This is a genomic window from Halobacterium salinarum DSM 3754 (assembly GCF_008124605.1).
Taxonomy (GTDB): domain Archaea; phylum Halobacteriota; class Halobacteria; order Halobacteriales; family Halobacteriaceae; genus Halobacterium; species Halobacterium salinarum.
In genome coordinates, this window is the sequence record NZ_VRYN01000001.1 from 182,277 (window position 1) to 203,949 (window position 21,673).

Consider the following 21,673-nt stretch of genomic DNA (forward strand, 5'->3'; position numbering starts at 1 on the left):
CAATGACGGCAAACGATCCACTGTCCGACGCACTCTCCGGCATCGATAACGCCGAGAGCGTCGGCCATCTCACACACACGGTAGCGCCCGCCTCGAACATGGTTGGCTCCGTCCTCGAGGTCTTCTACGACCGCGGGTACATCGACGGCTTCGAGTTCGTCGACAACGGGAAAGCCGGCCGATTCGAGGTCGAACTGAAAGGTGCCATCAACGAGTGCGGTCCGGTGAACCCACGCTACTCCGTGGGGGCGGACGGCTTCGAGCAGTGGGAGAAGCGATACCTCCCGGCTCGGGACTACGGCTCGCTCGTTGTGACGACCAGCCACGGCATCATGAGCCACTACGAGGCCCGCGAGGCCGGCATCGGTGGCCAGGTCATCGCGTACGTATACTGAACCATGGCACGAGTCGAAATCGAAATTCCGGATGACGTGACGGCCGAGGTCGACCACCTCGATCTCACCGTTGAAGGCCCCGAGGGGTCCGTAACACGGCGCCTCTGGTATCCTGACGTTGACGTGTCCGTCGAGGACGACGCTGTCGTCGTCGCCAGCGAGGTCGACGACGCGAAGACGGACTCGACGGTCGGGACCTTCGAGAGCCACGTGGCGAACATGTTCCACGGGGTTAGCGAGGGCTGGGAGTACAAGCTCGAAGTGCATTACTCTCACTTCCCGATGCAGGTCGACGTGGAGGGCGAGGAAGTCGTGATTCAGAACTTCCTCGGCGAGAAGGCAGCCCGTCGCACACAGATCCGTGGTGACACGGACGTGGTCGTGGACGACGAGGAGGTCACGCTCAGCGGCCCGAGTATCGAGGACGTCGGCCAGACGGCGGCCGACATCGAACAGCTAACGCGGGTCACCGACAAGGACACGCGCGTCTTCCAGGACGGCGTCTACATCGTCGAGAAGCCCGCGAAAGGAGGTGCCTGATAGATGAGCGACGAGAACGACACACCCGAAGAACTCGCCGATATCTCCGGCGTCGGGCCGTCGAAGGCCGAGGCGCTTGCGGAGGCCGGCTTCGAGTCAGTCGCGGACGTGCAGGCGGCCGACCAGAGCGAGCTCGCCGAGGCCGACGGAATCGGGAACGCGCTCGCAGCGCGCATCAAGGCCGACGTTGGTGGCCTGGAAGTCGAGGCCGACACCGACGCCGAAGTCGAGGAAGTCGGCGGCGACGACGAGGCGGACACCGACGCGGACGTGGAGACCGAGCTGCGGGCCCGCGGGCTGACCGAGAAGACCCCGGACCTCAGCGAGGACGAGCAGCGACTGCTCCAGAAGCGGCGCAGCGTCAACACGCCGCAGTTCAACCGCCAGGACTACCACAAGAAAAAGCGCACCCCGACGTCGTGGCGGCGACCGAAGGGCACGCTGTCCAAGCAGCGCCGCGGCATCAAGGGGAAAGGCGACACCGTCGAAGCCGGGTTCCGAACGCCGACGGCGGTTCGCGGCAAACACCCCAGCGGGTTCGAGGAAGTGCGCGTGCACAACACCGACGACCTCGCGGGCGTGGACCCCGACACCGAGGCGGCGCGGATCGCCTCGAAGGTCGGTGCTCGCAAGCGCGAGCGAATCGAAGAGCACGCCGAATCACAGGGCATTCGTGTCCTGAACCCGACGTACGTCGAAGTGGAGGTCGAGGACAATGAGTGATCTGAGCGCACAGAAACGCCTCGCGGCTGACGTGCTGGATGTCGGCGAGAACCGCGTGTGGTTCGACCCTGACGCCCAGTCCGAGATCGCCGACGCGATCACGCGCGAGGACATCCGTGAGCTGGTCGCGGACGGCACCATCGACGCCGAGGACACCCAGGGCAACTCTCGGGGTCGCGCGCGAGAGCGCGACGCCAAGGAGTCCTACGGGCACAAGAAGGGCGCTGGCTCCCGGAAGGGGAAAGCCGGCGCGCGGCAGAACGAGAAGCGCGAGTACGTCGCTGGCATCCGTGCCCAGCGACAGCAGCTCCGGGAGCTGCGCGACGACGGGACGCTGTCCCCCGCGCAGTACCGCGAGATGTACAACATGGCAAACGGCGGCGAGTTCGATAGCGTTCGGCGCTTGACGAACTACGTCGAAGAGAACTACGGTGATAGCTAATGGCGACAGGACCTAGATACAAGGTGCCGATGCGGCGCCGCCGCGAGGTCCGGACGGACTACCATCAGAGGTTGCGCCTCCTGAAGTCGGGGAAACCCCGGCTTGTCGCTCGCAAGAGCAACAAGCACGTCACGGCGCAGCTGGTCACGACCGGCCCGGACGGCGACGAGACAGTTGCAAGCGCACATTCCAGTGACCTCGACGCGTACGGCTGGGCGGCTCCCACGGGGAACCTGCCGGCAGCGTACCTGACGGGGCTGCTCGCTGGACAGCGCGCGGTGGACGCGGGCGTCGAGGAGGCGGTCCTCGACATCGGCCTGAACACGGCCACCCCGGGTTCGAAGGTGTTCGCCATCCAGGAGGGCGCGATCGATGCCGGCCTGGACGTTCCGCACAACGACTCCGTGCTGGCGGACTGGAGTCGCACCCGCGGCGAGCATATCGCGGAGTACGCTGAGAGTCTCGACGAGCCGCTGTACAGCGGTGACTTCGACGCAACGGCGCTTCCCGCGCATTTCGACGAAACACGGGAAGCCATCATGGAGGACTAACACATGAGCTACAACGACACCTGGCAACCGAAGACCCGCCTCGGCGGCCTCGTGCAGGACGGGGAGGTCGAGGACATGTCGGAGGCCCTCGACACCGGGCTGCCCCTGAAGGAGCCAGAGATCGTCGACCAGCTCCTGCCGGGGTTGGACGACGAAGTGCTGGACATCAATATGGTGCAGCGGATGACCGACTCCGGTCGCCGCGTGAAGTTCCGATGCGTCGTTGCGATCGGGAACCGCGACGGCTACGTCGGCTACGCGGAGGGCCGCGACGATCAGGTCGGCGGCGCCATCCAGAAAGCGATCGAGGTAGCGAAGCTGAACATCATCGACGTCTCCCGCGGCTGTGGGTCCTGGGAGTGTGGCTGTGGGCGTCCCCACACCGTCGCACTCAAGTCCACCGGCAAGGCGGGCAGCGTCGACGTGGAGCTGATGCCGGCACCCCGCGGCCTCGGGCTCGCGGGCGGTGAAACGGTCCAGCACGTGCTCGAGCTCGCTGGCATCGACGACGTGTGGACGCGGTCCTCGGGGAAGACGCGCACGACGGTGAACTTCGCGAAGGCGACGTTCAACGCGCTGCGTGAGACCTCCGAAGCGCGTGTGCCACAGCACGCACGCGAGGAACGCGAGGTGATCGAGTGATGCAGGCACTCGTTCAGGTTCGCGGTCCGGTAGACATGAGCCGCGACATCCAGGACACCCTGGAGATGCTGAACATCCACAGCGTGAACCACTGCGCGCTGGTCCCCGAGACCGACACGTACTCGGGGATGGTTGCGAAGGTGAACGACTACGTGGCGTTCGGCGAGCCGAGCGAGGCCGTGTTGACGGACCTCATCGAGAGTCGCGGCGAGCCCGCCAGCGGGGCGGGCGACGTCGACGACGCGTGGGTCGCCGAGCACACCGAGTACGACGATGTCGCCGACCTGGCGGGCGCGCTGCTCGCCGAGGAGACGACGCTTTCGGACGCCGGCCTCGCGCCGGTGATTCGGCTGCATCCGCCACGGGGCGGCCACGACGGCATCAAGACGCCCGCCAGCGACGGTGGGCAACTCGGGAAACACACGACCGAGGAGATCGATCACCTCCTCACCGACATGCGATAGAAACCATGACCGACAAGAAACGACGACAACGCGGCTCCCGCACGCACGGCGGCGGTACGCACAAGAACCGCCGCGGCGCCGGTAACCGTGGCGGCCGTGGCCGCGCGGGCCGCAAGAAACACGAGCAGCACAACTACGAGGACGTCGGCAAGAGCGGGTTCAAACGACCGGAGAAAACCGACCGCGACGTGGCGGTGCTCTCCGTGCAGGAACTCGACGAAGACATCCCCGTACTCAGCGAGTCCGGCGTCGCCGAAGAAACCGAGTTCGGCTACCGTGTCGACGCACGGGACGTCGTTGACGACGGCTGGGACGCCGACGTGGTGAAGGTGCTCGGTGGCGGCCAGCTCTACGAGCAGCTCGAAGTGACCGCGGACGCGTTCAGCGACGCGGCCGTCGAACTCATCGAAGGCGAGGGCGGCGACGCCGTCGTCTCCGAGCGCGCAAGCGAGGACGACGAGGAGTAACCCATGGGCTGGAAGGAGGCTGCTGCACCGGTTCTCACGCGGATGCCCGCGGTCGAACGCCCGGAGGGACACGTGCCGTTCCGGCGGAAGATGTACTGGACAGGCGGCGTGCTTGTGCTGTATTTCTTCCTGACGAACGTTCCCCTGTGGGGAATCCAGACTGCCGGCAACGACTTCTTCGGACAGTTCCGGAGCCTGCTCGCTGGCGGTCAGGGTACCGTACTCCAGCTCGGCATTGGGCCCATCGTCACGGCGAGTATCGTGTTGCAGTTGCTTGGCGGCGCGAACCTGCTTGGCCTGGACACGGACAACGATCCCCGTGACCAGGCGATCTATCAGGGCCTCCAGAAGTTCCTCGTGGGCGTGATGGTCGTCCTGACAGGGGCACCGATGGTGTTCCTGGGGAACTTCCTGCAGCCGAGCCAGCAGCTCGCGCAGTCGATGCCGGGCGGCGCGTTCGGCGTCGAAGTCCTGATATTCGCCCAGATCGCGGCCGGCGGCATCCTCCTCCTGTTCATGGACGAGGTGATCTCGAAGTGGGGCGTCGGCTCCGGGATCGGGCTGTTCATCGTTGCCGGTGTGAGCCAGAGCCTCGTCGGCGGGCTGGTCTTCTGGGAAGGCGGTGTTGGAAGCCAGGGGCTGCTCCCGACGTGGTTCGACATCATCGTCGGCAACGTCTCGAACATGCCGCCGCTGCTGTCCGGCAGCGGGATCGAGTTCCTGTTGATGCAGGCGGGCATCCTGGGACTGCTAACGACGTTGTTCATCTACGTCGTGGTCGTGTACGCCGAGAGCGTGCGCGTCGAGATCCCGCTGAGCCACGCGCGTGTGAAAGGCGCGCGTGGTCGCTTCCCGGTAAAGCTCATTTACGCCAGCGTCCTGCCGATGATCCTGGTGCGCGCGTTGCAGGCGAACATCCAGTTCCTCGGCCAGATCCTGAACTCGACGTTGGCGTCGATGCCGACGTGGCTGGGCGTCTATGGCGGGAACGGCCAAGTCACGGGTGGGCTGTTCTACTACCTCGCGCCCATCTACAGTCCGAACGCGTGGATGTGGTGGACGAGCGGCGCGACCGCCGCGAGGTGGCAGGTCCTGATCCGGATCGCGATCGACCTGTCGTTCATGATCATCGGCGGCGCCATCTTCGCGATCTTCTGGGTCGAGACCGCGGACATGGGGCCGGACGCGACCGCCCGCCAGATCCAGAACTCGGGGATGCAGATCCCGGGGTTCCGGAAGAACCAGGGCGTCATCGAGAAGGTGATGGAGCGGTACATTCCGCAGGTCACCGTGATCGGTGGGGCGCTTGTCGGGCTGCTCGCCGTGATGGCGAACATGCTCGGGACGATCGGAAACGTCTCCGGAACCGGGCTGCTGCTGACGATCTCGATCACCTACAAGCTCTACGAGGAGATCGCCGAAGAGCAGATGATGGAGATGCATCCGATGATGCGCGAGATGTTCGGCGGCGGCGATTAACGCCGTTCCACGACCCGTTTTTCTTCGGCGGCGTTGGATCCGAACGCTTATCCTGTTTTAGGCTAGCCTAAACCCATGGCCGGGGAAGCAACCAGACGCCGCTGCTTGGGGCACGTCGCGGCTGGAGCCGCACTTCTGGCCGGCTGCACCAGCCACAGCGACACCAGCACGTCAACCGAACCGCCCGCGAGCCACCACGCGGCAGTGGCTCCGGTCGGGGATCTCACCCTCACTGGGGTGCCCGACCGCGCGTTCGTGGTGTTCCCACAGTACGCCGACATGGCCGTGGCGCTCGGCCACGGCGATGCCGTCAACGCCATCTACGTCCCCGAGATGAGCGGCCCCACGATGAACGCCTACTACGACCGGCTTGACGGCGTTGACTTCGACTACGGTGGGCTCCCCGATCCGCTCACCGACGGCTTCACGCCCGAGGAGTGTTACGCCCTCGACAGCGACGTGCATTTCGTCGACCCGGCGTACGTCAGCACACAGGACGCCTGGGACGCGCGCGACATCGAAACCATTGCGTCCGACGTCGGCCCCTGGTTCGGGAACTTCTACAGCGGGACGCGTGCCGACCCACCACAGGGCTACCGAGACGGATACGACTACTACACGCTGTGGGAGTTGTTCGGGCGGGTCGCGGACGTGTTCCAGGAGCGCGCCAGGTTCGAGGCGTTACGTCGCGTCCACGAGACCCTCGTGGCGACCATCGCCGACCGCCTCCCGCCGAAGCGGGACCGGCCGACGGCCGTGCGTGTGACCTACGACGAGGGGTCGTTTTACACCTACCACCTCAACGAGCCGGGGTATTGGCTGGCGGACACCCGGCCGCTGGGCGCGCGGGACGCGTTCGCCGACGCGGACTGGGCGAGCCTCTGGGGGACCGTTGGCTACGAGACGATGCTGGACGCCGATCCGGACGTGATCCTGCATCTCTGGGGGGCGACGCCGAACTACGAGATGGACGCCGTCCGCAGCCGCCTCCGGGGTGACGCGGTCGGCGGGCGGCTGTCCGCCGTAGCGAACAACCGCGTGTACGCGTCGGGCATGCGGTATCAGGGCCCGATCATGAACCTCTTCCAACTGGAGATGACCGCCAAACAGCTGTATCCGGATGTCTTCGGTGCGTGGCCGGGGTTCGAGGACGGCGGATCGTATCCCGCGCTGCCGGCGTCCGAGCGGCTGTTCGACCGCAGCCGGGTCGCCGCCATCGTCACTGGAGACGCCCAGTAGCCGGGCGTGGGTCCCGCGGGGACGAACTTCGCGCTCGTCTGGCAGGCGCTCACCGGAGACGACGAGTTCAGGGTTTACGCGGGCGTCGTGGGCGTGTTCACGAGCGTCTCGAAGCTGGTGCTGGTGGGGTTAATGTGGGTGGGGCGGTTGGAGATCCTGCCCGTGCTCGTGTTGTTCACGGGGTCGTACTGGCGGGATTAGGGGTCGAGGCCGGAGATCGCGGCGCGCGCGAACACCAACACGGGAATGATCTCCAAGCGCCCGATCCACATGTTGAACAGGAACATGGCTTCTGCGATCGGTGACATGTCCGGGCCGGTGATGCCCGAGGACAGCCCGACGTTACCCTGGGCGCTGGCGACCTCGAACAGGGCGTCCGCGTAGCTGAACGACGGCCCCGCGAGGTTCACCAACACGAGGCTGGTGGCGAACAGCAACACCACCCACAGCAGCGCCACGATGGCGGCTTCGCTGAACTCCTGTTCCATGGCGTCCCGATCGAGCGTGCGGCCGTCGATGCGCGCCGTGACGACCGCGTTCGACGGCAGGAACACCCGGGAGAACTGCCAGATGAACCCGCGAACGGCGGTGTACGCGCGGATGATCTTGATGCCGCCGACCGTCGAGCCAGCGGCACCGCCGATCGTCATCGCGCCGACAACGAGGATCTTCCCGCCGGCGATCCAGTTGCCGATGGGAGCCGACTGAAAGCCCGTGCAGGTGAGTGCGCTCACCCACTGGAAGGTCGCATCGCGGGCGGCGTCGGCCTGTGCGGGGGACAACACCGGAACGTCACCGATCGCGGGCGTCCACTGCGTGACAGCGTCGGGCGTCACGGGCACGGCGGCAACGTTCTGTGCGGCGAGCACGACGACGCCGCCGCCGAGGAGCACGAACAGCCACCGCGTCTGGAGGTCCCCGCGGAGCACACCGTGGTCGCGGTCGGCGAGCAGCCGGTAATGGATGGGGAACGCGATCGCGCCGGCGACCATGATGGGCAGCAGTGCCGCCTCGATCACGGGGGCGTCGTAGGTCGCAATGGAGTTGTCGGTGACGCTGAACCCGCCGGTTGTGAGCCCGGTCATGGTGTGGTTGAGCGCCTGCCAGGCGGCGTCCCACACCGGAAGCGCCGCGCCGTAGTCGCTGGCGCGGATCGCGACGAACAGCACGGCCACGCCCACGACGGTGTATCCGACGACGAGCTTCCAGACAGTGCGGACGGTGGACACCACGCTGGGGTGGATCTTCTTCTCGCGGGCTTCGCTGCGGTAGAGCGCGTAGCTGCCGGATCCGGGCCGCGCGAGGATGGAGACGGTGAGCACGACGACGCCGACGCCGCCCACCCACTGGGTGAGCGACCGCCACCACTGGATGCTGCGGGGCAGGGAGGGCTCGTGGATCGCCATCGTGAGCCCGCTGCCGGTCCACCCGCTCATGCTCTCGAAGAGCGCGTGCAGCGGCTGGCGGAAGTACGCCAGACTCGACAGGGTGGTGGTGTTGCCGACGCTGACGGCCGTCCAGGTGGCATCGGTGGGCACGAACCGCGCCATGGCTGCTGGCGGCGTCAGCCACGCGGTAAAGAGGAACGGGAGCGCGCCGACGACCGCGATCGCGAACCAGCCGCCGGCCGCGATCACCATGCCGTGTTTCATCTTGGGAGCGGGGGCGTCCGCGAACCGGCGGCGCGCGAGCCCGCCAACGGTCGCGCTCAGGCCGCCTGCAAGCAGGAACCCGAGGGCGGCGTACCACTCCTGGAAGCCGGCGGCGACGAGCACGCTCGCGGACATCAGGCCCGCGGCGATGAGAACGAGGCCGCCGACGTCTCTGGCGATGGTGGCGAGGTCGCGTCTGCGGTTGGCGTTCGCGCGTGACATGCGTTGTGGGATGGCACCGCGGTGCGGATCGTGGCGTATGTCGACAGCGGGGATGGAAAAGTGCCCCGCTTGCGGTAGCGGCGGGCGTTGGCGGGGTGTGGCTCAGATTTCGACGGCCCAGAGCTCGAAGTCGGCGGGCAGTCCGTAGACCGCTTGGAAGACGGTGTCGACGAACTGCCCGACGCGATCGTCGTCGGCGCGCGCGTCGATGCGGACGTTCGTGCCGGGTGATTCCTCGGCGGTGTCGGGCTCCACGGTGGTTCGGTCGGCGATGGTGAACGCGCCGTACCGGCTGAGCGTCGTGTGCAGCGCCTCCAGTTCGCCGTCCGTGCAGTCGAGGTTCAGCGTGCCGTCGGCGAACTGCACCCACGGCGGGAGGGATTCGGGGGTGTCGCTGGCGTCGGCCGCGGCTTCGAGGGTGCAAAACTGGCTGTCGCGGTCGCGGTGTGCGGCAACCGTGTCGGCGACGAGTTCGATGCGGGCGGCTTCGGTGTCGGCGTCGAATCGAGTCATGGTGGTGTTTGCGGGCGCACCCACAAAGCAGGCGGGGTGTGGCAACCGGGAACGACACGCCCTTAATCGGGGCCGGTGAAAGAACGCTATGAGCCATCCGAACGTACTGCTGTTGGGTGCACCGGGCGCTGGAAAAGGCACGCAGAGCCGTCGACTGGTCGACGAGTTCGGCGTCGAACACGTGACCACCGGGGACGCGCTGCGCGCGAACAAGACGAAGGACATCACCCACCTCGACGTGGAGTACGACACCCCGGGCGCGTACATGGACGCCGGCGAACTCGTGCCCGACGCGGTCGTCAACGAGATCGTCAAGACCGCCTTGGACGACGCCGACGGGTACGTCCTCGACGGCTACCCGCGCAACGAGAGCCAGACGGAGTATCTGGACTCGATCACGGATCTGGACGTGGTGTTGTACCTCGACGTCGACGAGGACGAGCTCGTGGGCCGGCTGACGGGGCGACGGGTCTGTGAGGACTGCGGGGCGACGTTCCACGTGTCGTTCAACCAGCCCGAGACCGAGGGCGTGTGTGACGCGTGTGGCGGCAGCCTCTACCAGCGCGAGGACGACACCGAGGAGACGGCCCGCGAGCGCATCACGGTCTACGAGGAGAACACGGCACCGGTCGTGGAGTACTTCCGCGAACAGGGCGTGCTGGCGGAGGTCGACGGTGAACGGACACCCGACGAGGTCTGGACTGACGTGGCGGCCGCCGTCGACGAGCGCACGGCGTAGCGTCGGCGCCTGGGCCGGCGTTCCGTAAGCGATTCAAGCCGCCGTCGCTAACACGGCCACACGATGGCACGAACCGCGGAGAAAGTACAGTCGTTGGTTCGCGAGGACCCCGAGATGGCGACGATCCTCGAAGACCTCCTGGACCATGACGGCGACCTCCAGTGGCAGGACGTCAGCGACGACGTTTCGAGCGGCCAGTGGGGGCGCCTCCTGGAGAAAGACATCCTCGTCGAGGGCGACACGGGGTTCGAGGTCGGTGACCCCGACGGCGTCGAGGAGGGGCTTGCACCCGACGACGACGGCGACGACGACAGCCCCGAGGGCACGTCGTGGTCGACGTACGACAAGCTCGCGGGCGTCGGGGCCGTCGGCGCGATGATCGGGTACAGTTACTCGCCGATCAAGAACGCGATCGGCGGCACGATCAACGTCGTGTTGGGGCCCCTGGACTCGATCATGCCCTTCTACGTCGTGATCCTGGTGTTGGCGGTGCTGACTGGGTTGTACACGACGATCCTCCAGGCGAACCTCACGGACATGGAGAAGATGTCGAAATACCAGGAGCAAGCCCAGGAGCTCCAGGACAAGATGTCCGCGGCGAAAGAGCGCGGCGACGACGCCGCGGTCGAACGCCTCCGCGAGGAGCAGATGGAGGCGTTCGGCGATCAGGCCAGCATGATGAAAGAGCAGTTCCGCCCGATGGTGTGGATCATGCTGCTGACGATCCCGGTGTTCCTCTGGATGTACTGGAAGCTGGGCACGGGCACGATCCCGCAAAGCGAGCTCAACATGGTGTTGCCGTTGCTGGGTGAGATCGATCTCAACGGCGGCCGCGTGCTCGTGTTCCCGGCGTGGATCCTCTGGTATATGATGTGCTCGTTCAGCTTCTCGAACATCATCCGGAAGGCGCTGAACATCCAGACGACGCCCACGTAGCGCGCCGGCAGCCGCGGTTCAAAACCTCTTTGTCCCGGCCACCCCCAGGTCGGATATGTTGGTCACAATCTCCGGACCGCCGGGGAGCGGGAAAAGCACCGTCGCGTCGACGCTCGCCGATCACCTCAGTTACGAACACATCTCCGGTGGTGACATCTTTCGCGGACTCGCGGAGGACCGGGACCTGACGCTCGCGGAGTTCAACGAGCTCGCCGAGGAGGACCCCCAGATCGATAAGGACCTGGACCGCCGCCTCCGGGAGACCGCCCGCGGGCGCGACGACATCGTCCTGGAGTCCCGGCTGGCCGGCTGGATGGCCGGCGAGTACGCCGACATCAAGATCTGGCTGGACGCCCCGATGAGCGTGCGGGCGCGCCGCATCGCCGAGCGCGAGGACAAGACGCCGGCGGCGGCCCGCGCCGAGACGGAGGCCCGCGAGGAGTCCGAGACCCAGCGCTACGAGGAGTATTACGCCATCGACTTCGACGACATCACCATCTACGACCTGTCGGTGAACACCGCCCGCTGGGGGCCCGACGCCGTCACGGACATCGTTTTGGACGCCGTCGACGCCTACCAGGCCGAGCGCGACGAAGGCCCAACACCCATTGAGAACGTCCGCTATCAGTTCTAACATGGGGATTCGACCGCCACCCGGCGAGCGCAGCCCGGCGGCAGTGCTGTCGTTTGGCGTCGTGAACCTGGACAAGCCACCGGGGCCGTCGGCCCACCAGGTGTCGGCGTGGATTCGAGACCTCGTGGGCGTGGAGAAGGCCGCACACGCCGGCACGCTCGATCCGAAGGTCACGGGCTGTCTGCCCGTGTTGACCGGGACCGCGACCCGGATCGCACCCGCGCTCCTGGAGGGGTTCAAGGAGTACGTCGCCGTCCTGGAGCTGCACGACGACCCGCCGCGCATCCTCCCGGACGTGATCGAGGCGTTCACCGGCGAGATCTACCAGAAGCCGCCGAAGAAATCCGCGGTCGCGCGCCGCCTGCGCACCCGCACGGTCTACGACCTCGACGTGCTCGACGTGGACGGCCGCCAGGTCCTGCTCCGGATCCGGTGTGAGTCGGGCACGTACATCCGGAAGCTCTGCCACGACATCGGCCGCGCGCTCGGCACGAACGCCCACATGGGGCATCTGCGCCGCAGCGCCACCACGCCGTTCGACGACACCGACCTCGTCACGCTGCACGACCTCGCGGACGCGGTGGCGTGGCTGCGCGACACCGACGACACCGAGCCGCCGGACGCACCCGCGGACGCGCTGCGCGCAGCGGTCCAGCCCGCCGAGCGCGCGCTCACGCACCTGCCGCGGCTCACCATCGCCGACTCGGCAGCCCACGAGGTCGCCACGGGTGCGCCGGTGTACGCGCCGGGCGTCATCGACACCACGGCCCTGCCGACACCGCCGGCGGATGGGGCGCTGGTGGCGTGTTACACCGCAGGCGGGACGGCGGTCTGCCTCGGTCGGCTGGTCGGCGATCCGGACGCGGACGCCGGCGTGGTCGTTGCCCTCGAACGCGTGCTCGTGTAGCCCGCCGCCGAAACGAAGGTCTTAATGGTGGACCGCGCCTCCACCCAGATACGGGACCGTGGGGTAGCGGTATCCTCGGCGCATGGGGTGCGTCGGACTCGAGTTCGAATCTCGACGGTCCCACTCAAAATAAGGTCGGATTCCGGTACCGGCGTTCTTACCGGGTCCGCAGTTCAGTTTTCGCGTAGCTACGACGGTACACAAGTCGCGTCTTTATCAACGCGGTGGTCGGCGTGAGCGCCCCCACCGCAGACACCTCATATCTCGGAGAGGTCTGTGAATACTGCGGGTTCCACATCGACCACGAAGACAAACGCTACCCCGCCCTCGACAACGGGAGGTGCCAGCCCTGACGACGGGCTGTCTCGTCTTAATCCCGCTCAATCAGTGAGAGAGAGGTTTTACGCTGGAATTCTACTGTCCTCAAAATCTTACGCTGTTCTCGAATAGTTCGCCACCACAAGAGAACTTTCTCCAACGAGTTCGTATCTCACAGAACGATCTACTTGATCGAATAGTTCTGTGTCCCTTCCTGCGCCTCGGAAGCAGTCAACAAAGCCGCGACCCTCAAACCCAGAGGGTAACGCTTCGCACAAACGGCGACCATCATCGTGTCGCTCGTCGCCCGAACACAAACACTAGCAGGGCGAGGAGAACCACGCCAGCAGAGGTCTCGGAAATGGCGAGAATCTGTCCGATTTGGCTCGCTGGCCGAAAGTCGCCGTACCCGAGCGTCGTGAACGTCATGGTCGAGAAGTACATCGCGTCGAAGAGCGAAACCGGTGGCAACGACTCAGTCGGGGCTTGAGCTGTAAGGTCCGGCTGAATTAAGTCGAACCAGTAGTAGAGGCCGCCAAAAGAAAGCACGATAAGCGCAACCGTGGCGAGAACACGGTACGGGCTCTCCCCGTAGCGGGTGACGACATTCGACAGCCATGAAAGTGCCCACGAGACGGGTTGCCGACTGTTCCCCTCGCCTTCGCCGCTTGAGAGGCGCTTTCGCTCCATGTCCTTGCGCCACGTGAAACAGGTGCTTGCGAGCGACGAGGCGGCGTTATCTTCGGCAAGCGATTCGAGCTTCTGGTACACCGTGGCGGCACGGGTGACATTGCTGATTTCGTCCTCGTCCGCTTCACAGTGTGGTTCGGTACGCGGGTCGTAGATGACGGTCTGTGGCTCAGCAAAATCCACCTTCGGTAGCCTGTTGAGATATCCGACCACTCGTCGGTGAGATACCCACCTGTTACCTCGTTCGACGAACGTGGTGGCGTGGCTGATGTGGGCGTCCCCGAATATTGCCCCATGGAGGCGGGCGTCCCTGAAGTCCGCTCCGTAGAGCTGGGTACGGGTGAGGACAGCATTTTCGAGGTCCGCACCACTGAGATCTGCGTCCCGGAGATCCGCGCCCTCAAGCTCGGTGTTCCTCAGATAGCTGTTCGAGAGATTAGCGTCCTGAAAAACCGCCTCATCAAGTTCGACACCCATGAAATTCACCATGTCGTCGAATCTCGTGCTATTTAGGCTGGCGCTGTTGAAGGTCACTCCGCCGTTGAAGGCCGCATTCCGGAATGCCGCCCAGCCGTCGAAGGTCGCACTCTCGAAGAGCGCTTCGTCTCTGAAATTCACGCCATTGAAATCCGCACCGTCGTCGAAGGTCGCATCCCCGAAGATCGCCGTATCGTCGAAAGTCGCGGATTCGAAGATCGCCCTATCGTCAAAGGTCGCATCCCCGAAGAACGCCTTGTCGTCGAAGGTCGCACCCCCGAAAGACGCCGTATCGTCGAAGGTCGCATGCCAGAAAGACGCCGTATCGTCGAAGGTCGCATTTCCGAAGCTCACCACGCTCCGAAACACCACCTCTCGAAACTGGACACGGTCTCGAAAAGAGACGCCGTGTACGTCACAATCACCCTCAACCACGGCCCCAGCCGCGTCAAGCTGCGCGTCTACCCCCCGGATATCCCACTTCATCTCTTCAATCCGGGCGTGTCGCAGATCGATGGCCGCACCGTCTCCAATCTGTTCCCGGTCCAGATTGAGATTCTCGAACGTCGCGTCGATGAACCGCGCCGGTCGTCGTCCCTTACCCTCAACTACCTCGCGCTCACCCTGAACGATGGCGATGAACTCCTCAACGGGGTTGATTCCATTCGGCCGTTTCTCTTTTCGGAGATGAAAGATGCACCTATCTTCTCCGTCGTGTTCCTCAACGGCCTCGTGAGGGCAGCGCCACACCGTCTGGCCGTCGACCTCCTCCAAAATCTCGGCGTCATACTCTGGGTCGACCTGGCACTCTGCATTGTGTTCGCTCTCCCACGTTTCCGGATTGAGTGTGTAGCTGCACCGGCTCGCTTCTTTCATCCAACTGCCGGATCGTTGTAGCAGTGCTCCATAACGATGTTCCCTCAGGACAAGTGGATATATCCTCAGAAGCGCCTATCTGAATTCTAGTTGAAGCGAAGAGATTTTGCGACCGCTTCGCGTACCGAGTGTGTCCTCTGTCTGTATCAATTCGGCCGTTTCAGCTTCAAGGAGTCGTCTGAATGAAGAAATAGCGCTAGGGGCGTCAGTCGTCGGCTTCCAGTTCCGGGTTCGTCGTGGCGGGTCGTGACGTGTCGACGTCCAGTTCGTAGTCGTCGCTGTCGACGGTGAAGCCAGTGAGGACGTCCTGGAGGGTGTCCGCGCGATCAACGAGGCGCGTGACGCCGTCGGTGACATCCGACAGCGACGCGGTCTGCTGTTGGGCGGCGGCGGAGACGCTGGCGGCCTCGGAGCTGTTCTGCTCGCTGATGTCCTCGATCTCCTCGATCATCGAAACGGTGGTGTCGGCGGACGCCGCCTGTGCGTCGGTCGCGTCGTCGATCTGTTGGACGGCTTCGTTGACATCGGTGACGTGGTCGCCGATCTCTTCGAGCGCGGTCAGCGCGTTTTCGACGGTTTCGGTGCCCGAGGAGACGGTGGCGGCCATCTGCTCGGAGTCGTCGACGACCGACTGCGTGGACGACAGGAGGTTGTCCACGAGCGTCTCGATCTCGTCGGTTGCCTCGTTGGTCTCCTCGGCGAGTTCCTTGACCTCCGCGGCGACGACGGCGAACCCGTCGCCGTCCTGGTCGGCGCGCGCCGCTTCGATGCTGGCGTTCAGCGCCAGCAGGTGGGTTTGGTCGGTGATGTCGTTGATGAGATCGACCACGCGGCGGATCTCCTGGGCTTCGGCGGCAAGCGCGTTGGCCTCCGAGACGACGGCCTCGGTCTCGGATTGGATGTCGGTCATCTGTGTGACCGCCGCGGCGGCGTCGTCGCTGCCCTGGCGGCCGCGGTCGGCGGCTTGGTCGGAGACGTCGGCGACCTGGCTGGCCGAGGCGGCGACTTCTTCGACGGCGCCGGACAGCGATTGGAGTTCGTCCGTTGCGTCCGCGAGGCGGGTGTGTTCGCGGTCGGTGCCGGCCGAGATCTCCTGGACGGATTCGGCGACCTGTTCGCTTGCGGCTTCGATTTCGTCGACGCTGGCGTGTATGTCGCGGCTGTTGTCGGCGACGTCGCCGGCGAACTCGCGGGTGCGCGCAACCATCTCCTCGAAGGCGGCGATCATCTCGTTGAACGCCTGCCCGACTTCGGTCATCGCGTCGCTGTCGCTGCTGGAGTTCGCGCGCACCGTGAGGTCGCCGCTGGCTGCTTTCTCCATGACCGAACTGTATTCGGAGGCTTTCTTCGAGAGCTGTGCGTCGCGTTCGGCGGCGCGCTCTTGGAGCTTGGCGGCCAGCGTCTCGGCTTCCTCGCGGGCGTCTTGGGCTTCGGCTTTGGCTTCCTGTGCCTGCGCGCGTTGCTCGTCGGCGCGGCGTTTGGCTTGTTCGGCGTCCTTGCGGCGGCGGTGGGCGCGTGCGTTTGACGTTTTCAGGTCTTCAACGATCGAGATCGTGCCGGTGGACGAGATGGCGACGACGCCGATGAGTACGGCCAGCAGGGACGTGCTGAACGCGTCCATGACGGGGCCGGCGACGCCGATCCATTCGAGCGCGACGACCCCCGTCCAGAGGAAGCCGAGCCCGCAGATGTACGTGTAGTTCACCCAGAAGCCCGCGATGTCAGTGGTGTCGCGGTAGGTCTGGATGCCGACGCCGATGGCGGCGACGTAGGCGGCGACGGCGATGACGTCGAACAGCACGATGAGGTGGTTCATTGGTCGTCACCCTCGGCGGCCGGGGCGGCGTCGCCGGTGGCTGCGTCGTCGGACTGGGGGTCGAGGATGGTCTGGCGGCGGTAGTAGCCCGCGACGAGGAACGCGATCCCGGAGCCCATGAGTCCGAGGGCGTGTTCGGTGCCGTTGAGCACGTCCCCGAGCACGATGTTTTCGAGGTTGGTTGCGAGCGTCGCAACGGCCAGCAGGCCGTATCCGACGACGAACCACCGTGATTCGGTCCGGTATCGCGCCACAACGGGAACGAGTCCGATGAGTGCGATGAGTGGGAGCACAGCCTTCGGCGGATCAAGCACCTCCAGGATGCCCATCATGAACGCAGTATTATGTGATGTGAGTGAATAGTGTGTCGGCCGTACACATCAGGCAATACAATCGCTCTGACAGGCGCTCGTGGTGGAAAAATGGGCTGGTGCGTCGGAGCCCACCCAACAGTTATCACGGTGCCAGGCGTGGCGCAAGGAGATGGCAGCCATCGCGGGACTGTACGTGTATCCGATCAAAGGCCTCGACAGCGAGCACCGATCGACCGCAACACTGCGAACCCACGGGCAGCTACACCACGACCGGACGTTCACGCTGGTGGACTCCGACACGGGGTCGATCGTGACCGCGAAACGCCGCCCCGCGTTGCACGCGTTCCGCACCGACTACGAGCCCGAAACGGGAACACTGACTGTGACGGACCCCGACGGGCAGCGGGCGTCGTTCTCGCTTGGCGACGACGAGGGGCTGTCGGCGGCCGGCGACTGGTTCGACAGCCGGCTGGCAGTCTCAGTGTCGATGCGCAGCGATCCCACTGGGTTCGTGGATCGGTCAGACATGGGGCCGGCAGTGGTCAGCACGGCCACACTGGAAGCCATCGCGGACTGGTTCGACTCGATGACCGTGGCCGGCGCGCGGCGACGGCTGCGGGCGAACATCGAGATCGAGGGCGTCCCGGCGTTCTGGGAGGACCGGTTCGTGGGCGATGGTGCGCCGGCGTTCGAGGTGGGCGGTGTTCGCTTCGAGGGCGTGACCCCGTGTAATCGGTGCGTGGTTCCATCGCGGGACCCGGACACGGGTGAGCAGCTGCCCGAGTTCCGGAAAACGTTCTGTGCGAACCGCGAGCGGACGTTCCCCGAGTGGGCCGACGGCGACGCGTTCGACCACGAGTACGCTGCGATGATCCTGGCGCGGGCCCCCGACATCTCGGGGGGAGAGACGCTCGCAGTCGGTGACGGCGTTGCCGTCCTCGACGAGGCGGCGTGAGCGCGCCGGGAGCGGCGACCGAAACCGGCTTGCGTGCCCCGCAAGCACCCTCCGGCATGGACGCGACCGTCGCCGTCGTGCATTACCCGGAAGGGGCCGGCCACGCCACGCGGATGCTGGCGATCGCCCGCGAACTCCAGTCCCGGGGGGCGACCGTGGAGGTGGCGGGCGGCGGGCCGGGCGAGCGCTTCGCGGCGTTGCTCGGCTACGAGGAGTTCGTGCCGACGGCCGTGGACTTCATCGGCGATTACCAGGGCGCGGACGGCTCGCTGGCGGACGTGCTCACGGGAAGCGTGCCGGATGCCGTCCGTCGGGTGCGTGATGTCGCCCGGTGGCTGGGGCGGGTGGACGCCGACTGCGTGGTCACCGACGACATGTTCGCGTCGGTGGCGGCGCTGCTGGCGCGTGTCCCCCAGTACGTCTGCACGCACAACACGCCGGGTTACTACGACGACCGCGCGGAGCGCGCGGGGGCCGCGCTTCTGACCCGCCAGCAGGTCACCGCCAGCCGCACGTTCTTCTATCCGGCGGTCTGGCCGGCGCAAGCCGGTGATCCGCGCGGTGTCGAGCGCGTGCCGCCGCTGGCGTTGGACGTCCCCCTGGACGGTGCTGTGCCGGACGTCGACGTGTTGGTCTCACCGAGCACCTACTCCGACGATCTCGGCGCGGTCGCCGGGCGGCTGCGCGAGCGGGGGCGCAGCGTGACCGTCGTGGGCGGCGACGACTGGACGACCGTTCGGTCGATGCTGCCGGTGTTGCGCGAGGCGAGCGTTGTCGTCTGTCCGGGCTATTCGACGGTGATGGAGGCCGCCGTGGCGGGCACGCCGTGTGTGGTGTACCCGTTCACCAGCGAGCAACGCGGCGTCGCGGAGTTCCTCGCCGCGGGCGATGGGTTCGCCGTCGCCACGACGCCCGACGAGGCCGTGGCTGCGGTCGCCCAGCCGCCGGCGGCGCCGTCGTTCCCCAACGGCGCGCCCGTGGTTGCGGATCGGGTCATGGGAGACCGTGCGGCGTGGCAAAAGACGTAAGCGCAGACCGTGCGAGGGGCGTGGTATGGCGACGATACCGTTCGGGATCTCGCGGCTGGACAGCCGCATCGGGGGTGGGGCACCGGAGGGCAGTGTCGTGTTGCTGTCCGGGGAGGCCGGCGCGGGGGCGCGGGAGTTCCTGTACACGGCGGCGATGATGAACGCGGTTGCGACCGCGGACCCCGAGCTGTTCGACCTGCATTACGGCAGCCCTCACGGGAGCGCTCGACAGCCCGAGGAGATCCATTACGTGTCGTTCACCGCGAACGAGGCGGAGTTACAGCGCGAGATCGCGTTCACGATGGACGAGGAGATCGTGGCGGCTGGCGCGGACGCCGTGACGTTCGCCGACCTGTCACCGGAGTACTTCCAGTTGAGCCCGGTGCCGCGGTCGTGGTACGCCGACAAACACCAGACCGTGCGCGATCTCGGGAACACCGGCGAGGACACGCGGGACGTACTGGAGCGGTTCGCCGACTACCTCGACGAACACGCCAGCGGCAGCCTCGTGGTGGTGGATTCGTTGAACGACCTGATCGGGCGGCGGTCCTCTGACATGGCGTTCTCCGACGTGGTGATGACGCTGAAGGGACTGCGGAAGGCCGCGCGGGACTGGAGCGGCCTGATCCTGTTGCATCTGACGCGGGATGCGGTGCGCAGCGAGGAGTTCGGGAGCCTGATGTCGTCGGTGGACGGCACGGTGCAGTTCGCGTGGGAGAGCGGCGGCAACGAGCGGGTTCGAACGATGTTCGTGCGGGAGTTCCGTGGCGTCCTCGGGCGGCTCGAAGAGGACGACATCGTGCAGTTCGAGACCGAGATCCGTGACAGCGGCTTCGACATCAGCGACGTGCGGAAGATCAGGTAGGCTGCCCCGAACCGTTAAGACCACCGCACAGTAAGTTCGAACGAATGCCCGACGGCACGTCGGATGGCGTCGAGAGCGTGACTCTGGAGGGGCCGGCCGCCGCCTGGTTGGCCGCGCGCGCCGAGGAGCTGGGCCACGAGGAGGACGCGTTTCTGAAACGCGTGGTGGCCGCCTATCGGAGCGTCGAAGACGGCGAGCTGGCAGCCGACGAGGGGGTCGGTGACCGGCTGACGGAGGTGACGAGCCGCGTCGATGAGCTGGAGGCGCAACTCGACGACCACGAGGCGACAGTCGACGAGTTGGTGGAGGACATCCGGGAGCGCGTGGTGCAGGTGAAACGCGAGACCGACGGGAAAGCCGACGCTGGCCACGGCCACCCCGAGTTGGCGGCCGACATCGAGGCGGCGCTGGCGGCCGCCGAGCACGCCGAGGGGACCGTGGACGCGGTGGCGGAGGACGTGACCGCGGTGACCGAGCGCGTCGACGCGGGCTTCGAGAACTTCGAGGCGGTGGCCGAGTCCCTAGACGAGGAGGCAGCGGGGCTCTCGGAGAAGGTGTCAACGCTCGCGCAGGCGGTGGTGTCGATGCGGGAGGCCGTGCGGAGCGTCGGCGCGGCCGAAGCCCGGCGGGCGCGGGTGGACGCCCTGAAGCGTGCGGCGAACGTCGCGGGCGTGCGGACGGCGGACTGCGAGGGATGTGAGCAGGCCGTGGACGTCGCGCTGCTGACGGCCCCGGAGTGTCCGTTCTGTGGCGCGGCGTTCGCGGACGTATCACCGGACCCGGGCTGGTTCAGCAATCACACGCTGGAAACCGGCGAGACGCCGGCGCTTGCGGCCGGCGGCCCGCAGGGCAACGGCGAGGGGGAGGACTCCGATCAGTCGTGGCTCGGGGCGGAGACGGAGACACTGGAGCGGATGGCGTCCGCGGGTGATTCCCGCGGGGACGGCGACGGGCCGATGGAGCCGTCCGAGGTGCTCGACGCCGACGCCGAGGACGCCGGCAACGACGGTGGTGGGGCGTGAGCGACGACGAGACCGACGAGCCGCTGGCCGACGTGCGCCGACGGATCGACGAGCGCCGCGACGACGACGACGACGGCGGAGCCGATGTCGCGGCGTTGTTCGAGGAGATGTCGGTCGCCGAGATCGACGAGGACGCGGTGTGGACGGCGCTCGCGACGGACGCCGACAGCGCGGCGGCGGCACCGTGGAGTGCAGCCGCGACCGACAGCGCGGCGGCCGACGACGGGGAGACGACCGTCGTGGAGTCGAGTCTCTGTCATGGCTGTCCGCACTTTGCCGCGCCGCCGGAGATGGGCTGCACCCACGAGGGCACGACGATCGCGGCGATGGTGGACGTGGATCATTTCCGGGTGGTTGACTGTCCGATCGTCGCCCGGCGGGCGGGAGACGACCCGAGTGATTTTTCCGCCGACCACGAGTAATCGGGGTATGCAGTTCTGCGACGAGTGTGGCTCGATGATGCACAAACAGGACGGCGAGATGGTGTGTGCGTCCTGTGGCGCGAGCGCCGACAGCGAGGGCAGCGAGGGGTTCGTGGAGACCGCCAGCCAGGACACAAGCGATGTCATCGAGACCAGCGAGGACGCGGCCTCCGAGGGGAAGCCGACCGCCGAGGAGACCTGTCCGGAGTGTGGCCACGGCGAGGCGTGGTACACGATCAAGCAGACCGGAAGCGCCGACGAGCCGCCAACGCGATTTTTCAAGTGCCAGGACTGTGGCAACCGGTGGCGGGACTACAACTGACCGACCCGGAAGACGCCCGCAGT

At 66.3% G+C, this 21,673-nt stretch carries 26 protein-coding genes and 1 tRNA gene; 22 read left to right on the plus strand and 5 right to left on the minus strand.

Annotated features, from left to right (window positions below; genetic code table 11):
* Nucleotides 1–2 precede the first annotated feature (2 nt).
* The 11 genes from APQ99_RS00970 to APQ99_RS12770 all read left to right on the plus strand — a co-directional run bounded on the left by APQ99_RS00970 (nt 3) and on the right by APQ99_RS12770 (nt 7,143).
* Nucleotides 3–395 (plus strand): 30S ribosomal protein S8, encoded by a 393-nt coding sequence (locus APQ99_RS00970; protein WP_010903249.1) that lies wholly within the window; start codon nt 3–5, stop codon nt 393–395.
* 3 nt (nt 396–398) lie between these two features.
* The gene (locus APQ99_RS00975) at nt 399–935 is read left to right on the plus strand and encodes a 50S ribosomal protein L6 (RefSeq protein ID WP_010903250.1); all 537 of its coding nucleotides are present in this window, start codon (nt 399–401) and stop codon (nt 933–935) included.
* Nucleotides 936–938: 3 nt separating this feature from the next.
* Nucleotides 939–1,658 carry a 50S ribosomal protein L32e gene (locus APQ99_RS00980; protein WP_010903251.1) on the plus strand — a complete coding sequence of 240 codons (720 nt, stop codon included), beginning with the start codon at nt 939–941 and terminating at the stop codon, nt 1,656–1,658.
* On the plus strand, nt 1,651–2,100 hold the full coding sequence (locus tag APQ99_RS00985) for a 50S ribosomal protein L19e (RefSeq protein ID WP_010903252.1): 450 nt from the start codon (nt 1,651–1,653) through the stop codon (nt 2,098–2,100). Before APQ99_RS00980 ends, APQ99_RS00985 begins: the two co-directional genes overlap by 8 nt.
* On the plus strand, nt 2,100–2,651 hold the full coding sequence (locus tag APQ99_RS00990) for a 50S ribosomal protein L18 (protein ID WP_010903253.1): 552 nt from the start codon (nt 2,100–2,102) through the stop codon (nt 2,649–2,651). The genes APQ99_RS00985 and APQ99_RS00990 overlap by 1 nt, the downstream gene beginning before the upstream one ends.
* A 3-nt stretch (nt 2,652–2,654) precedes the next feature.
* Nucleotides 2,655–3,293: a 30S ribosomal protein S5 gene (locus APQ99_RS00995; RefSeq protein ID WP_010903254.1), complete on the plus strand. Its 639-nt coding sequence runs from the start codon at nt 2,655–2,657 to the stop codon at nt 3,291–3,293.
* The gene (gene rpmD, locus APQ99_RS01000) at nt 3,293–3,757 is read left to right on the plus strand and encodes a 50S ribosomal protein L30 (RefSeq protein WP_010903255.1); all 465 of its coding nucleotides are present in this window, start codon (nt 3,293–3,295) and stop codon (nt 3,755–3,757) included. The genes APQ99_RS00995 and rpmD overlap by 1 nt, the downstream gene beginning before the upstream one ends.
* A 5-nt stretch (nt 3,758–3,762) precedes the next feature.
* Nucleotides 3,763–4,224, plus strand: a complete 462-nt coding sequence (locus APQ99_RS01005) for an uL15m family ribosomal protein (RefSeq protein WP_010903256.1) — start codon at nt 3,763–3,765, stop codon at nt 4,222–4,224.
* Between the two features lie 3 nt (nt 4,225–4,227).
* Nucleotides 4,228–5,703 (plus strand): preprotein translocase subunit SecY, encoded by a 1,476-nt coding sequence (gene secY / locus APQ99_RS01010; protein ID WP_010903257.1) that lies wholly within the window; start codon nt 4,228–4,230, stop codon nt 5,701–5,703.
* 75 nt (nt 5,704–5,778) lie between these two features.
* Nucleotides 5,779–6,942, plus strand: a complete 1,164-nt coding sequence (locus APQ99_RS01015) for an ABC transporter substrate-binding protein (protein WP_010903258.1) — start codon at nt 5,779–5,781, stop codon at nt 6,940–6,942.
* 6 nt (nt 6,943–6,948) lie between these two features.
* Entirely contained in the window at nt 6,949–7,143 is a 195-nt protein-coding gene (locus APQ99_RS12770) for a potassium transporter TrkG (protein ID WP_049892514.1), read from the plus strand.
* On the opposite strand, the gene APQ99_RS01025 is transcribed toward APQ99_RS12770, so the two are convergent.
* Complete coding sequence (locus APQ99_RS01025; RefSeq protein ID WP_010903259.1) at nt 7,140–8,816, minus strand: potassium transporter TrkG; 1,677 nt, start codon at nt 8,814–8,816, stop codon at nt 7,140–7,142. The two genes, APQ99_RS12770 and APQ99_RS01025, sit on opposite strands and share 4 nt — an antisense overlap.
* A gap of 102 nt (nt 8,817–8,918) precedes the next feature.
* Nucleotides 8,919–9,329, minus strand: a complete 411-nt coding sequence (locus tag APQ99_RS01030) for a hypothetical protein (protein WP_010903260.1) — start codon at nt 9,327–9,329, stop codon at nt 8,919–8,921.
* Between the two features lie 88 nt (nt 9,330–9,417).
* Here APQ99_RS01030 and APQ99_RS01035 point away from each other — a divergent pair, with 88 nt between their 5' ends.
* The 5 genes from APQ99_RS01035 to APQ99_RS01055 all read left to right on the plus strand — a co-directional run bounded on the left by APQ99_RS01035 (nt 9,418) and on the right by APQ99_RS01055 (nt 12,668).
* Nucleotides 9,418–10,068 (plus strand): adenylate kinase, encoded by a 651-nt coding sequence (locus APQ99_RS01035; protein WP_010903261.1) that lies wholly within the window; start codon nt 9,418–9,420, stop codon nt 10,066–10,068.
* A gap of 63 nt (nt 10,069–10,131) precedes the next feature.
* Nucleotides 10,132–11,004, plus strand: a complete 873-nt coding sequence (locus APQ99_RS01040; protein ID WP_010903262.1) for a DUF106 domain-containing protein — start codon at nt 10,132–10,134, stop codon at nt 11,002–11,004.
* A gap of 55 nt (nt 11,005–11,059) precedes the next feature.
* On the plus strand, nt 11,060–11,638 hold the full coding sequence (gene cmk, locus APQ99_RS01045; protein WP_010903263.1) for a (d)CMP kinase: 579 nt from the start codon (nt 11,060–11,062) through the stop codon (nt 11,636–11,638).
* A 1-nt stretch (nt 11,639) separates the two neighbouring features.
* Nucleotides 11,640–12,545, plus strand: a complete 906-nt coding sequence (locus APQ99_RS01050) for an RNA-guided pseudouridylation complex pseudouridine synthase subunit Cbf5 (RefSeq protein ID WP_012289369.1) — start codon at nt 11,640–11,642, stop codon at nt 12,543–12,545.
* A 52-nt stretch (nt 12,546–12,597) separates the two neighbouring features.
* Nucleotides 12,598–12,668, plus strand: a tRNA-Pro gene (locus tag APQ99_RS01055).
* A gap of 483 nt (nt 12,669–13,151) precedes the next feature.
* Here the strand turns inward: APQ99_RS01055 and APQ99_RS01060 are convergent.
* The 3 genes from APQ99_RS01060 to APQ99_RS01070 form a co-directional block, all read right to left on the minus strand.
* Nucleotides 13,152–14,906 (minus strand): pentapeptide repeat-containing protein, encoded by a 1,755-nt coding sequence (locus APQ99_RS01060; RefSeq protein WP_010903265.1) that lies wholly within the window; start codon nt 14,904–14,906, stop codon nt 13,152–13,154.
* Between the two features lie 205 nt (nt 14,907–15,111).
* Complete coding sequence (locus APQ99_RS01065; protein ID WP_010903266.1) at nt 15,112–16,722, minus strand: methyl-accepting chemotaxis protein; 1,611 nt, start codon at nt 16,720–16,722, stop codon at nt 15,112–15,114.
* The gene (locus APQ99_RS01070; RefSeq protein WP_010903267.1) at nt 16,719–17,054 is read right to left on the minus strand and encodes a hypothetical protein; all 336 of its coding nucleotides are present in this window, start codon (nt 17,052–17,054) and stop codon (nt 16,719–16,721) included. The genes APQ99_RS01065 and APQ99_RS01070 overlap by 4 nt, the downstream gene beginning before the upstream one ends.
* A gap of 151 nt (nt 17,055–17,205) precedes the next feature.
* On the opposite strand from APQ99_RS01070, the gene APQ99_RS01075 reads away from it, so the two are divergent.
* Genes APQ99_RS01075 through APQ99_RS01100 form a run of 6 tightly spaced genes read left to right on the plus strand, consistent with a single transcriptional unit; the run spans nt 17,206 to nt 21,650 of the window.
* On the plus strand, nt 17,206–17,991 hold the full coding sequence (locus APQ99_RS01075; RefSeq protein ID WP_010903268.1) for an MOSC domain-containing protein: 786 nt from the start codon (nt 17,206–17,208) through the stop codon (nt 17,989–17,991).
* The gene (locus tag APQ99_RS01080) at nt 17,988–19,019 is read left to right on the plus strand and encodes a glycosyltransferase (RefSeq protein WP_244288993.1); all 1,032 of its coding nucleotides are present in this window, start codon (nt 17,988–17,990) and stop codon (nt 19,017–19,019) included. Before APQ99_RS01075 ends, APQ99_RS01080 begins: the two co-directional genes overlap by 4 nt.
* A gap of 25 nt (nt 19,020–19,044) precedes the next feature.
* A complete protein-coding gene (locus APQ99_RS01085) occupies nt 19,045–19,884 on the plus strand; it encodes an RAD55 family ATPase (RefSeq protein ID WP_010903270.1) in 840 nt (279 codons plus the stop codon).
* A gap of 44 nt (nt 19,885–19,928) precedes the next feature.
* Nucleotides 19,929–20,906, plus strand: coding sequence for a hypothetical protein (locus APQ99_RS01090; RefSeq protein ID WP_010903271.1), 978 nt, complete (start codon nt 19,929–19,931; stop codon nt 20,904–20,906).
* Entirely contained in the window at nt 20,903–21,328 is a 426-nt protein-coding gene (locus APQ99_RS01095; protein ID WP_012289370.1) for a hypothetical protein, read from the plus strand. Before APQ99_RS01090 ends, APQ99_RS01095 begins: the two co-directional genes overlap by 4 nt.
* A gap of 7 nt (nt 21,329–21,335) precedes the next feature.
* On the plus strand, nt 21,336–21,650 hold the full coding sequence (locus APQ99_RS01100) for a transcription factor S (RefSeq protein ID WP_012289371.1): 315 nt from the start codon (nt 21,336–21,338) through the stop codon (nt 21,648–21,650).
* Nucleotides 21,651–21,673 lie beyond the last annotated feature (23 nt).

What these genes read in the sequence shown, in the direction of transcription:
- APQ99_RS00970 (WP_010903249.1), top strand. Translation starts at nt 3, where the DNA reads ATGACGGCAAACGATCCACTGTCCGACGCACTCTCCGGCATCGATAAC.
- APQ99_RS00975 (WP_010903250.1), top strand. Translation starts at nt 399, where the DNA reads ATGGCACGAGTCGAAATCGAAATTCCGGATGACGTGACGGCCGAGGTC.
- APQ99_RS00980 (WP_010903251.1), top strand. Translation starts at nt 939, where the DNA reads ATGAGCGACGAGAACGACACACCCGAAGAACTCGCCGATATCTCCGGC.
- APQ99_RS00985 (WP_010903252.1), top strand. Translation starts at nt 1,651, where the DNA reads ATGAGTGATCTGAGCGCACAGAAACGCCTCGCGGCTGACGTGCTGGAT.
- APQ99_RS00990 (WP_010903253.1), top strand. Translation starts at nt 2,100, where the DNA reads ATGGCGACAGGACCTAGATACAAGGTGCCGATGCGGCGCCGCCGCGAG.
- APQ99_RS00995 (WP_010903254.1), top strand. Translation starts at nt 2,655, where the DNA reads ATGAGCTACAACGACACCTGGCAACCGAAGACCCGCCTCGGCGGCCTC.
- rpmD (WP_010903255.1), top strand. Translation starts at nt 3,293, where the DNA reads ATGCAGGCACTCGTTCAGGTTCGCGGTCCGGTAGACATGAGCCGCGAC.
- APQ99_RS01005 (WP_010903256.1), top strand. Translation starts at nt 3,763, where the DNA reads ATGACCGACAAGAAACGACGACAACGCGGCTCCCGCACGCACGGCGGC.
- secY (WP_010903257.1), top strand. Translation starts at nt 4,228, where the DNA reads ATGGGCTGGAAGGAGGCTGCTGCACCGGTTCTCACGCGGATGCCCGCG.
- APQ99_RS01015 (WP_010903258.1), top strand. Translation starts at nt 5,779, where the DNA reads ATGGCCGGGGAAGCAACCAGACGCCGCTGCTTGGGGCACGTCGCGGCT.
- APQ99_RS01025 (WP_010903259.1), bottom strand. Translation starts at nt 8,816, where the DNA reads ATGTCACGCGCGAACGCCAACCGCAGACGCGACCTCGCCACCATCGCC.
- APQ99_RS01030 (WP_010903260.1), bottom strand. Translation starts at nt 9,329, where the DNA reads ATGACTCGATTCGACGCCGACACCGAAGCCGCCCGCATCGAACTCGTC.
- APQ99_RS01035 (WP_010903261.1), top strand. Translation starts at nt 9,418, where the DNA reads ATGAGCCATCCGAACGTACTGCTGTTGGGTGCACCGGGCGCTGGAAAA.
- APQ99_RS01040 (WP_010903262.1), top strand. Translation starts at nt 10,132, where the DNA reads ATGGCACGAACCGCGGAGAAAGTACAGTCGTTGGTTCGCGAGGACCCC.
- cmk (WP_010903263.1), top strand. Translation starts at nt 11,060, where the DNA reads ATGTTGGTCACAATCTCCGGACCGCCGGGGAGCGGGAAAAGCACCGTC.
- APQ99_RS01050 (WP_012289369.1), top strand. Translation starts at nt 11,640, where the DNA reads ATGGGGATTCGACCGCCACCCGGCGAGCGCAGCCCGGCGGCAGTGCTG.
- APQ99_RS01060 (WP_010903265.1), bottom strand. Translation starts at nt 14,906, where the DNA reads ATGAAAGAAGCGAGCCGGTGCAGCTACACACTCAATCCGGAAACGTGG.
- APQ99_RS01065 (WP_010903266.1), bottom strand. Translation starts at nt 16,722, where the DNA reads ATGAACCACCTCATCGTGCTGTTCGACGTCATCGCCGTCGCCGCCTAC.
- APQ99_RS01070 (WP_010903267.1), bottom strand. Translation starts at nt 17,054, where the DNA reads ATGATGGGCATCCTGGAGGTGCTTGATCCGCCGAAGGCTGTGCTCCCA.
- APQ99_RS01075 (WP_010903268.1), top strand. Translation starts at nt 17,206, where the DNA reads ATGGCAGCCATCGCGGGACTGTACGTGTATCCGATCAAAGGCCTCGAC.
- APQ99_RS01085 (WP_010903270.1), top strand. Translation starts at nt 19,045, where the DNA reads ATGGCGACGATACCGTTCGGGATCTCGCGGCTGGACAGCCGCATCGGG.
- APQ99_RS01090 (WP_010903271.1), top strand. Translation starts at nt 19,929, where the DNA reads ATGCCCGACGGCACGTCGGATGGCGTCGAGAGCGTGACTCTGGAGGGG.
- APQ99_RS01100 (WP_012289371.1), top strand. Translation starts at nt 21,336, where the DNA reads ATGCAGTTCTGCGACGAGTGTGGCTCGATGATGCACAAACAGGACGGC.